Raw genomic sequence first — 9888 nt, 5'->3', positions numbered from 1 at the left:
ACGTTGTGTCCGGATCAGCCGAGCGGCACAGCGCGGACGAGCGCGGCGACGACATCATCGGCGCTCTTCCCTTCGGCTTCGGCGGCGAAGGACAGCAGCAGGCGGTGGCGCATCACCGGCCCGGCCAGCGCAACGATATCCTCGCGCGTCGCCGCCAGACGGCCCTGGAGCAAGGCGCGTGCCTTGGCCGCCAGGATCAGCGACTGGCCGGCGCGCGGGCCGGCGCCCCATTTCACATATTTGCGGATATCGTCCGGCGCACCCTCGCCCGGACGGCTGGCGCGCACGATCCGCGTCACCCAGCGCAGCAGATCCTCGCCAAAATGCACGTCGCGCACCAGCTTCTGCAGCGCCAGCACCTCCTCGCCCTGCATCACCGCCGGCACCGCGCCCGGCTTGGCGCCGGTGGTCTGGGCGAGAATATCATGCTCCTCCTGCTCGGTCGGATAATCGACGCGGATATGGAGGAGAAAGCGGTCCAGCTGCGCTTCGGGCAGCGGATAGGTGCCGGCCTGTTCCAGCGGGTTCTGCGTCGCCAGCACGAAAAAGGGCGATGGCAACTGATAGGTGGTGCCGCCATAGCTGACGGTCCTCTCCTGCATCGCCTCCAGCAGCGCTGCCTGCGTCTTGGGCGGGGTCCGGTTGAGTTCATCGGCCAGCAGCAGGTTGGTGAAGATCGGCCCCTTCTGGAAGCGGAAGCTGCGATGGCCGGTGCCATGATCCTCCTCCAGCAATTCGGTGCCGAGAATGTCGCTGGGCATCAGGTCGGGGGTGAACTGTACCCGGCGGAAGTCGAGCTTGAGTGCTTCGCCGAGCGAACGGACCAGCAAGGTCTTGCCGAGGCCCGGCACCCCTTCCAGCAGACAATGGCCGCCGGCGAGCAGGCCGATCAGCAATTGTTCAACCACCGCCTCCTGCCCCACGATCGCCTGGCCGATCGCCGCGCGCAATTCGCCTAGGCGCGCCAGTTTCTGTTGGATTTCCGCTTCGCTGATATCGGTCATGGTCGGTCTGCTATCCTCGAATAACAATGTCATTCCCGCGAAGGCGGGAATCCATCTCCAAACCTTGCGGCTGGGGATGGCTTGGGAGATGTTTGGAGGAGTCACGTGCCTCCTCCAAACCCGCCTCCGCGGGGATGACGGAAAAGTAGAGCGAAGGCGTCACGACGACAGCGCGTACATCACGATATTGACCGCGAACTTGGTATTATCCTCGGCCAGGAAGCGCTTGTTGCGCCAGTCATAGTCCCACTCGCAGCCATAATCCTTGTTGCTGTAGAGAACGCCCAGGCGCCCGCTCACCTCTATCCCCTTGAGATAGTCGTGGACCAGATCGTCGCCCCAGCCGTTCAGTTCCAGCGCGGTATTGGGCGGCCCGTCGAACGTGAAGAAGCTGCGATAGACCGGATGGGTCTTGGGCAGCATCTTCAACGCCTTGGGGCCGAAAATCTTGGCCATCTGCGCCTCGAAGGATCGGGCGAACAGGCCGTCTATGTCATGGTTGCAATCGTCCACCAGGACGAAGCCGCCATTGCGGACATAGCGCTCGAAATTACGCCGCTCGGCTTCTGAAAATTCGACCAGCTTGTGCCCCGCCATATAGCAGAAGGGCGCGGTCAGCATCTTCGGGTCCGAAAGGGCGATGACATGCTCCTTCGGGTCGACCCGCAGCGTCGTATAGTCGATCAGCGAGGTGATGAGGTTGGACGGCATGCGCTGGTCGACATCCCAGTCGCCCGAGTCATAGCGCAGCCGCGTGAACCAGAAATCATAGCCTCCCGCGGCGGCAAGGGGACGGGCCAGCATTGCGCCAGCCAGACCGCCCGCCATCAACCGAAGAAACTCGCCGCGTGTCATCAAAGCTAATCGAACGCCCAATCTGCATAATCCTCCCCCATCGGGGAGAGGGGGACCATTTGCGCAGCAAATGGTGGAGGGGTGTCCTGCCATCGATAGGGTGACACCCCTCCGTCTGGCCTTCGGCCAGCCACCTCCCCTTCACAGGGGAGGATTATGGGTTGCTTCCTGCCTTACACCGCGTCCGAGAGCGAGGTGAAGGTGAAGTCGCGCAGCTTCATCGGCGGCACGACGATGTTCATCGACACTTCGTCCGGCGGCACGCGGACCGGGCGACCCAGCTCTTCGACATTGTTGAGCATGATCACCGGGCTCTCGTTGAACCGGAAATTCTTGATCGGATATTTGATCTGGCCGTTCTCGACATAGAAGGTGCCGTCGCGGGTCAGGCCGGTCAGCAGCACGGTCTGCGGGTCGACCATGCGGATATACCAGGTGCGAGTGACCAGCACGCCGCGCTCGGTCGAGCGGACCAGGTCGGCGGTGGTCTTGGTGCCGCCGGTCATCAGGATATTGCCCATCTGGCCGATCGCAGGCTTGCCCTGCTTACTTGCCCAGTAGCGGCTGTAGTTGAGGTTCGTGACCTTGCCGTCCTTGACCATGTCGACGCGCTGGCGCGCGAGGCCGTCATCATCCCAGGGCAGGCAGGGCGCGACCGGATCCCACGGGTCGGTGTAGAAATTGACCTGCGGCCCGAACACCTGTTCGCCGAGCTTGTTGCCGCCGCCCTTCTTCGACAGGAAGCTGCGGCCCTCGTCCGCCTCGCGCGCGCCGAAGAAGTAGAACATGAAACCGATCAGGCCTGCGGCCGCCATCGGTTCCAGGATGACGGTATATTTGCCCGGCTCCAGCGCCTTGGCCTCGGACGAGGCCGATGCCTTGCGCATCGCGATCTGGATGTCGCTGTCCGCCTTGAAGCGGGTGGCGTCCTGCGTGTCGGTGCCGACCCAGCCGGAACCCCGGCCATCCTCGGTCCGGACGGTGCAGGTATAATCCAGCATGGTCGAACGCTGATAGCCGAAATTGCCCTTGGAGTTGGCGATCGCGACGAAGCTCTGATTATCCTCCAGATAGCCGGCGGCGATCAGCTTCTGCGACTTGCAGGCGCTGATCGAAGTCGACGCCACCTGGGCGCGATATTCCGGCGTGATGTCGGCGGTCGACTGGGCGAAGGTAGGGCTGGCCTTGTAGGCTTGCCTGTCCACCGCCGGCATAAATTCCGGATTGTCCGGGGCCAGATTGGCCAGCGTTTCGGCCCGGCGCACCACGCGTTCCAGCGAGGCGTCATCGAACTGGTTGATGGTGGCGGTGCCGACCTTCTTGCCATAGGCGACCTGGACCGCCAGCTCGATATCGTCGGTCAGCCCCGCGGTCGACACGTCGTTGCGGGCAAAGCGAATATTGCCCTGGATCTTGCCGGTCAGTTGCGCGGTGCATTCGTCGGCCTTCGACAGGGCGACGACCTTGGTCAGGATGGCCTTGGCCTGCGCTTCGGTAAGGATGCTCATCTTATTATCTCCCTAAGCGTCAGCCGAGCGAACGCGCGGTGTTGATGACGTTGATACCGTTGAAGCGCGCGGTCGAAGACCCGTGCGACACGGCGGAGACCTGGGCCGGCTGGCCCTTGCCGTCGAAGAAAGAGCCACCCAGGCGATAGTCGCTCTGGTCGCAGACGCCGACGCAGGCATTCCAGAATTCCGGGGTGCGGATCTGGTAGGCGACATCCTCGATCTGCTGGGTGATCTTGCCGTTCTTGATCTCGTAGAAGAGCTGGCCGCCAAACTGGGCGTTATAGCGCTGCTGATCGATCGAGAAGCTGCCGTCGCCGATGATGTAGATGCCGTCCTCGACACCGGAAATCATGTCGGCAACGCTCTGCTTGGTCTTGCCCGGTTCCAGGCTGACATTGGCCATGCGCTGGAACTGCACATTGGACCAGCTGTCGGCATAGGCGCAGCCATCCGATTCCTTCTTGCCCTCGATATGGGCCTGGTCACGGATCGCCTGATAGCCGACCAGCTTGCCGTCGCGGATCAGATCCCACTTCTTGGTCTTCACGCCCTCGTCGTCATAGGCGACGGCGCCCAGGCTGCCGGGCTGGACCTTGTCGGCGACGATGTTCACCTTGTCGCTGCCATATTGGAAATGGGCCTGCAGCTTGTCCATCGTGGCAAAGCTGGTGCCGGCATAATTGGCTTCATAGCCCAGCACGCGGTCCAGTTCGAGCGGATGACCGACGGATTCGTGGATGGTGAGCCAGGTGTGCGACGGATCGAGCACCAGGTCATATTTGCCCGGCTTGACCGACGGCGCCTTGAGCTTGGCGCGCGCCTGCTTGGCGGAGGCGATCGCGTCCTCCTTCATGTCATAGCTGTTGCCATAGACGGTGACGCCATTGGGCAGCACGGTCTTGCCGCTGGCGGCGCCGTCGAGATATTCGAAGCCCAGGCCCATCGGCGAGGACAGGCCCTCGCGCGTGCGGAACTTGCCGCTGGTCTTGTCGACCGCGGTGACCGTCATCGGCGCCCAGATGCGGTGGACATCCTGGTCGATATAGCTGCCATCGGTGCTGGCGAAATATTTCTGCTCATTGACCAGGAACAGGATCGAATTGATGAAGTCGGCGCCCGCGTCCATGGCGGCGGCGTTCACGCCCATCAGCAGGTCAACCTTGTCCTTGATCGGCACAGCCATGCTGTTCTTGACGATCGGCGTCTTCCAGCTGACCTCGCCCGCGCCCTTGACCGGGGCGAGCTGGACCGGGGCGCTCTGCTGCGGCGCATTGGCCTTGGCAATGGCGACGGCCTGCTGCGCGGCCTTGGCGACCGCTTCCTTGCTCAGCTCATTGGTGGCGGCGAAACCCCAGGCGCCATTGGCCAGCACGCGGATACCGACACCGGTGGATTCGGTGTTGACGATATTCTCGACATTCTTTTCGCGGGTGATGACGAACTGGCGCAGGTAGCGGCCGACGCGCACGTCGCAATAGCTGGCGCCGGCGCTCTTGGCCGCGTTCATCGCGGCGTCGGCCAGCCCCTTCTTGAAGCCGACGTCGAGCGCGCTGTTCAGATCCTCTGCTGCAATGACCTTGCCGAAAAAGGACGGCAGGACGAGCCCGCCGACACCCAAAGTGCCAAAGGCCAGGAAGTCGCGTCTATGCAAGATAGCCTCCACTGGAATGCCCGCAGATCGCGGGTCTGTCTTGTCGCGAAGGCCACCCCCTTGGCACCCCCCGCGTGAATGGCGCGGATCATTGCGAGCCGGACAGGTGAGGTCAAACGGCTTTTCCGGACGACAGGGCGTGGCATGCGGGCTTTCGACCAACCGGCAACACAGGCCGACGAACGACATGTCGTCAGGCGCATCCCGATCGAAGCAGGATTGTGCCGCAGAAATTCCGCATTCTTATCGGTCAGTTAGCGGAGAATCTCCGTCGACGCCCCGCCGGCCATGCCCAGAAAGGATTGTGATCAATGCAGCTTGAGGCGCGGGCGCACGAAGCGGTTGATATGGCTGACCAGGATCAACGCCGGGCCGCGTATCTTGCCGTGAACGGCGAGCAGATGCATGCGATAGAGCGACATATAGACGAAGCGGGCGAGCCGCCCTTCCACCGCCATGCGCCCGCCGACCAGCTTGCCCATCAGCGATCCGACCGTCGAATAGCGGCTGAGCGACACCAGCGAGCCATGATCCTTGTAGACGAAGCTCCTGAGCGGGCGATCGGCCATCAGCCGGCCAAGATTGGCGAACACCGTGTCGGCCATCTGATGCGCGGCCTGCGCGCGCGGCGGGATCGGCCGATCAGCGCCCTGCGGCGTGTAGGAGGCGCAATCGCCCATCGCGAAGACGCGGTCATCGGCCAGGCTCTGTAGCGTCGGGCGCACGATCACCTGCCCGGCGCGGGACAGTTCCAGCCCATCCAGGCCATCGCGGATCGCCGCCGCCTTGACCCCGGCGGCCCAGACCTGAAGATCGGCGGGGACGAAGCCGCCATCCTTCGTCTCCATTCCCTGCGGCGTGGAGGCGGTGACGGCGACGCCGGCGCGGACCTTGACGCCCAGCACCTCCAGTTCCTCCCGCGCGGCGTCGGCCAGCCGGTCGGGCAAGGCCGGCAGGATGCGCGGCCCGGCCTCCAGCAGGGTGACGTCGAGCCGCTGGCGATCGAACACTTCCAGCCCATAATAGCCCAGCGCATCGGCAGCATTATAGAGTTCGGCCGCCAGTTCGACCCCGGTGGCGCCGCCGCCGACGATCGCGATCCGCACCCGCGCATCCGACGCGGGATCGGCCGACATGGCCCCCGACACGCGCAGGCAATGGTCGAGCAACTGGTCCCTGAAACTGTCGGCCTGGGTGCGACTGTCGAGGAACAGGCAATTGTCGGCGACGCCCGGCGTCCCGAAATCATTGGTGACCGATCCATAGGCCAGCACCAGATAGTCGTAGCGCACCGAATGGGCACTCACCACCTCGCGCCCCTTGGGATCGAACACCGGCGCAATATGGACGCGCCGCGCGACCCGATCGATGCCCTGCAAGGTGCCGTAGAGATAGCGATAGCCCCAGCGATGGCAGTGGCTGCGATAGCCGACCTCGTCCAGGCTGGCGTCGAGCGACCCGGTCGCGACCTCGTGCAGCAGCGGCTTCCAGATATGGGTGCGGTTGCGATCGATCAGGATGATGTCATGCCGCTTGCGGCCGTAGCGGGCGCCGAGCTTGCGCGCGAGTTCGAGGCCGGCAGCACCGCCGCCGACGATGACGATCTGGGTCTTCTTGTCGGGGATCAAGCGCATTCCTCCTCGATCGGCAGACCGGCGGATCGCGATCCGGCGCGCCGGTTGTGCATTGCAATAGGCCGCCCGGCGTCGCAAAGCGAGGCGTGGACAAGCAGAATTTCACCGAACGCAACCGGCGCGACATCGTCGCGATCGCTACCCAGCATTTCGCGGAAAAAGGCTATGCCGGCGCGCGGGTGGACGAGATCGCGGCGGCGACCGCGACGTCCAAGCGGATGATCTATTATCATTTCGGCAGCAAGGACGGGCTCTATCGCGCGGTCCTGACCGAGGCCTATCGCGGCATCAGATCGGCCGAACTGGAGGCCGAACTGGGCGGCCTGCCGCCGCTCGCTGCGCTGGAGCGGCTGACCGCCCTCACCTTCGACTATCATTTCAACCATCCCGAACTGGTGCGGCTCGTGATGGACGAGAATATCCGGGGTGGTCCGCATGTTGGCGAGATTTCGGAAGGGCATAATGAGATCGTCCTGCCCAAGACCCAGGCACTGATCGATCGCGGCATTGCCGATGGCAGCTTCCGCGCCGGGCTGGATGCGGTCGACCTGCACATGACGATCAGCGCCCTCGCCTTCTACTTCGTGTCCAACCGCCACAGTTTCCACGCGATCTTCGGCGTCGACATGACCAGCGAAGTGGCGGCCGAGCGGCGCCGCGCGCAGGTGATCGACAATGTGCTGCGCTACTGCCGGGCAGACGCCTGAAGGCTGAGCCGAGACCATGGACAGGATCAGAACTGCATCTTGACCTGGCCGCCCAACGCCAGCGCATCATTGGTGCGGCGATAGGAAAAGGCGCCGGGATCGAGAATATATTGGACGTCCGGCCGGATGCTGAGCCAGCGCCGCAGCTGGATGCCATAGCTCATCTCGATCGCGGTCTCGCCCACAGGCAGCGCGGCATAGCCGCCGGGAATAGCCTGCGCATCGGCGGCTGCGCGGCGCAGGCGCGGATTGACCTGTGCATGGACGATGCCGATCGAGATGCTGTCGGCGTCGCGGCCGGCAAAGGTGCCGGTCTTGACCAGCCCGGCGGCATACCAGTGGGTGATCTGGGCCGATGCCTCCGGATTGGCGGTGAACTGGGCGAAGATGGAGAGGCCGCGATTGCCCGTCCCGTCGCGCAGGATCATCTGGTCGGCCAGCGCATAGACGCCATATCGACTCGTATGCGACAGAGCTTTGTCAGTTCCGTTTGTCGAGCCAAGCCTAACCAGCTCCCCGCGATGATGAGGCGTCGGCCGCGGTACACATAAAAGCCCTGCGTTCGCAGATGGCCCTCCGGACCACCCAGGTCGTCCCAATCCTGCTTCGACACCGACTTGTGATGGGGGAGCGTGAAGCATTGAAACTCGACTTGGCCATTGGCAAGTTCGAGGCGATCGATACGGTCCGCCTGATGCCCCGCGTGTCGCGTCCCGAATGGATCGATGGCAAAGAGCTTCCGGCCGTTGAGGCGCAACTCTACAGCAGAGGTGCCGTCACCCATGAAGCGATGAAAAACGAGGCGCAGGTGGCGTTCGGCTTCCGCAAGCGTACGCGTGATATGCTGCACCCGCTTTGTTTCTTCCGGCTGACTTCCGCCACCCAGCCGGTCAAGGCTTCTCCAGATTACGAGCGTTCCGTTGCTACCAAGACGATCAGACCACGGGATTTTTCCGAAGTCGTCATGCAGTTCGATCTCCCAACGATTGGACTTCGCGACCTCATCCAAGTCCCACGTTGCTCCAATGCCGAAACCGTCCTTGCGGGTCAGCACGGTAAGCTTCTTGCACTGAGAGAAACTGGCACTTTTCAATCCAAGCCCAAAACGGCCCAAGTCACCAGCGTCGCGATCGTCGAGTGGATTGCGTGATCCGGGACGCATTGCTTCGACAAGCTCGGCCGCAGTCATGCCACGCCCATCATCAAGAATGCCGATGGCCGGATCTGCACAAGTCAGATCAGACAGGATCTCGATATGGCGGGCTCCAGCGGTGATAGAGTTGTCCAGAATGTCGGCCAACGCTGTCTCGCACGAATAGCCGATATCACGAAGGCTCTGAATCAATGATGCGGCATGAGGAGTTGCATCCGCCATCCGAGCAGGTCGACTGATGTCCATGTTGTCCAGCATTTCTGTGCAGTTATCCCACTCTTTCAAGCTGCGCGGCCGCTTCATGACAGACGACTCGCTGCCAGACCTGTCACTAATGTCGGGACACGACATTTTCGGACGTACTTTCATAAAGTCGCTGCCGCCATTGCAAGCCTCTCACGCATGACGACCTTCAGTTCATCGGGAGCTTCGATCCGAACTTCACCTCCCCAGGTGAAGATATGATCTGCGATTTCACGGAGGCCACCTGCTCGGAACCGAACAATCAGTTCCTCACCATCGAACTCGAACGTCTGTTGCGGATGAAAGCGCCATTGTCGTGCTCGCTCCGTAGCTCCGGCACTTACCCGAAGGACGATATCACTGTGCCCCTCGCGCCAGATACCGAAGCTGCTGGAAAGCCATTCATCGAGGTTCCAGCCAGGATCTGGAATACCGGGATGATTGGCAATCCGAACATCAAGCATCCTATCAAGCCTGAACAAGACCGGATCTCGGTTGCTGGTCACGATTTTTCCTACCAGATATGTGGTCGGACCGTACAACAAGGCATATGGTACGACACGGCGCCATTTCGGCTCACTTTGGCCATCCGAAGAATAATCGAACTCGACGGCGCTCCCTGCGAGGATCGCGCCCTGTACCGCGCCAATCGCTTCTGGGCGGGTAATATGCATCGGCCCCGCCGGGACGAAGCTTCGTTGTCTCTGGACCAAAACCTCAAGATCGGGCGCGAGCCGAAGCTTCTCTCGATCATCGAGCCCTGATTTCACTCTGGCCAAAAGTCGTTCAAGATGTTGGAAGTGGCTCGCGCCTTGCGATCGTCGGGCAGAAACTTCGATTTCTAGCGCAGCTACTTCTTCCGCACTCGGCCGAGTATAGGCCCGCCCCAACCTGTCCCGAATGAAAAAACGTTTCGAACGATCGTCGAGGCGTTCCTCAATGTCGAATTCCTCACGAAGAGTATCCCGCAAACGCTCCGCCGTTCGACGATTGATCCGGAGAGCTGACGCTATCTCGTCCAAGGTCAGCCCTTCAGCTGATTCTGATAGCAGGTGCACGAGCGTCAACGCACGGCGCAGCTTGCCCATTCTTGTTACTTGGCCCCCGTCCGACACCGTGCCCCCGCTATG

The 9888-nt window shown here is 62.4% G+C and carries 9 protein-coding genes; 1 reads left to right on the top strand and 8 read right to left on the bottom strand.

What is annotated here, in order from left to right:
* Positions 1-14: 14 nt before the first annotated feature.
* The 5 genes from N6H05_RS08715 to N6H05_RS08695 all read right to left on the bottom strand — a co-directional run bounded on the left by N6H05_RS08715 (position 15) and on the right by N6H05_RS08695 (position 6655).
* Positions 15-1004, bottom strand: a complete 990-nt coding sequence (locus tag N6H05_RS08715; RefSeq protein ID WP_284113500.1) for an AAA family ATPase — start codon at positions 1002-1004, stop codon at positions 15-17.
* Positions 1005-1163: 159 nt separating this feature from the next.
* Positions 1164-1859: a DUF4159 domain-containing protein gene (locus tag N6H05_RS08710; RefSeq protein WP_349666216.1), complete on the bottom strand. Its 696-nt coding sequence runs from the start codon at positions 1857-1859 to the stop codon at positions 1164-1166.
* 173 nt (positions 1860-2032) lie between these two features.
* Positions 2033-3367: a TldD/PmbA family protein gene (locus tag N6H05_RS08705; protein WP_284113498.1), complete on the bottom strand. Its 1335-nt coding sequence runs from the start codon at positions 3365-3367 to the stop codon at positions 2033-2035.
* A 19-nt stretch (positions 3368-3386) separates the two neighbouring features.
* Positions 3387-5021 (bottom strand): TldD/PmbA family protein, encoded by a 1635-nt coding sequence (locus N6H05_RS08700; protein ID WP_284113497.1) that lies wholly within the window; start codon positions 5019-5021, stop codon positions 3387-3389.
* 308 nt (positions 5022-5329) lie between these two features.
* Positions 5330-6655 carry an NAD(P)/FAD-dependent oxidoreductase gene (locus N6H05_RS08695; protein ID WP_284113496.1) on the bottom strand — a complete coding sequence of 442 codons (1326 nt, stop codon included), beginning with the start codon at positions 6653-6655 and terminating at the stop codon, positions 5330-5332.
* Between the two features lie 86 nt (positions 6656-6741).
* Here N6H05_RS08695 and N6H05_RS08690 point away from each other — a divergent pair, with 86 nt between their 5' ends.
* Positions 6742-7362, top strand: coding sequence for a TetR/AcrR family transcriptional regulator (locus N6H05_RS08690; protein WP_284113495.1), 621 nt, complete (start codon positions 6742-6744; stop codon positions 7360-7362).
* Positions 7363-7388: 26 nt separating this feature from the next.
* Here the strand turns inward: N6H05_RS08690 and N6H05_RS08685 are convergent, their stop codons facing one another.
* The 3 genes from N6H05_RS08685 to N6H05_RS08675 form a co-directional block, all read right to left on the bottom strand.
* Positions 7389-7790 (bottom strand): carbohydrate porin, encoded by a 402-nt coding sequence (locus N6H05_RS08685; protein WP_502958963.1) that lies wholly within the window; start codon positions 7788-7790, stop codon positions 7389-7391.
* Positions 7787-8818 carry an ATP-binding protein gene (locus N6H05_RS08680; RefSeq protein WP_284113494.1) on the bottom strand — a complete coding sequence of 344 codons (1032 nt, stop codon included), beginning with the start codon at positions 8816-8818 and terminating at the stop codon, positions 7787-7789. Before N6H05_RS08680 ends, N6H05_RS08685 begins: the two co-directional genes overlap by 4 nt.
* 62 nt (positions 8819-8880) lie before the next feature.
* On the bottom strand, positions 8881-9846 hold the full coding sequence (locus N6H05_RS08675; protein ID WP_284113493.1) for a helix-turn-helix transcriptional regulator: 966 nt from the start codon (positions 9844-9846) through the stop codon (positions 8881-8883).
* Between the last annotated feature and the right edge of the window lie 42 nt (positions 9847-9888).

Source organism: Sphingobium sp. WTD-1, assembly GCF_030128825.1.
GTDB lineage: Bacteria > Pseudomonadota > Alphaproteobacteria > Sphingomonadales > Sphingomonadaceae > Sphingobium.
The sequence above is the reverse complement of the archived record's forward strand: the minus strand, read 5'-3'. Positions and strand labels throughout refer to the sequence as shown.

Excerpts from the sequence above, each read along its gene's own strand:
- N6H05_RS08715 (WP_284113500.1), bottom strand. The coding sequence starts at position 1,004 with ATGACCGATATCAGCGAAGCGGAAATCCAACAGAAACTGGCGCGCCTA.
- N6H05_RS08710 (WP_349666216.1), bottom strand. The coding sequence starts at position 1,859 with ATGACACGCGGCGAGTTTCTTCGGTTGATGGCGGGCGGTCTGGCTGGC.
- N6H05_RS08705 (WP_284113498.1), bottom strand. The coding sequence starts at position 3,367 with ATGAGCATCCTTACCGAAGCGCAGGCCAAGGCCATCCTGACCAAGGTC.
- N6H05_RS08695 (WP_284113496.1), bottom strand. The coding sequence starts at position 6,655 with ATGCGCTTGATCCCCGACAAGAAGACCCAGATCGTCATCGTCGGCGGC.
- N6H05_RS08685 (WP_502958963.1), bottom strand. The coding sequence starts at position 7,790 with ATGATCCTGCGCGACGGGACGGGCAATCGCGGCCTCTCCATCTTCGCC.
- N6H05_RS08680 (WP_284113494.1), bottom strand. The coding sequence starts at position 8,818 with ATGAAGCGGCCGCGCAGCTTGAAAGAGTGGGATAACTGCACAGAAATG.
- N6H05_RS08675 (WP_284113493.1), bottom strand. The coding sequence starts at position 9,846 with ATGGGCAAGCTGCGCCGTGCGTTGACGCTCGTGCACCTGCTATCAGAA.